The sequence below is a fragment of the Streptomyces rubellus genome (assembly GCF_036323805.1).
Lineage (GTDB): Bacteria > Actinomycetota > Actinomycetes > Streptomycetales > Streptomycetaceae > Streptomyces.
The window spans coordinates 1-350 of sequence record NZ_JAZDCX010000086.1 but is presented as its reverse complement, the minus strand read 5'-3'; the positions used below and the strand labels follow the sequence as shown (position 1 = coordinate 350).

Annotated in this window: 1 pseudogene; it reads left to right on the top strand. The window is 78.0% G+C overall.

The features are described from left to right. Window positions 1-350 (top strand): annotated as a pseudogene (locus V1L54_RS29365) (hypothetical protein); the annotation flags it as partial.

Sequence of the window (350 nt, the reverse complement as noted above, 5' to 3'; positions counted from 1 at the left end):
ACAGCGGCCGGAGCGGTAGGAGCGGCCGGGCGGAAGATCCACGCCTGGCTGACGGCCGGCGGCCCGGCCGTGCCGGAGTTCGTCCGGGCGGTGGGCAGGCCGCACCAGCACGGCGGCCGGGTCGATCCGCTGCGGCGGGTGCTGCTCTCCGGCGAGGCGCCGGCACTGCCGTGCGAGATCGGGCCGTGGGCCCGGCCGCTGCTGGGCGCGTACATCGGCAGCGGCAAGCGGGACCAGACCTCCTGGAACCCCGCCGCCCGGCTGTGGCCGTCCGTGCTGCCCGCCCACCGCGAACTGCTCGCCCTGCACCTCCAGCCCACCTTCGCGGCGGCGGCCGACGAGGAGCTGCG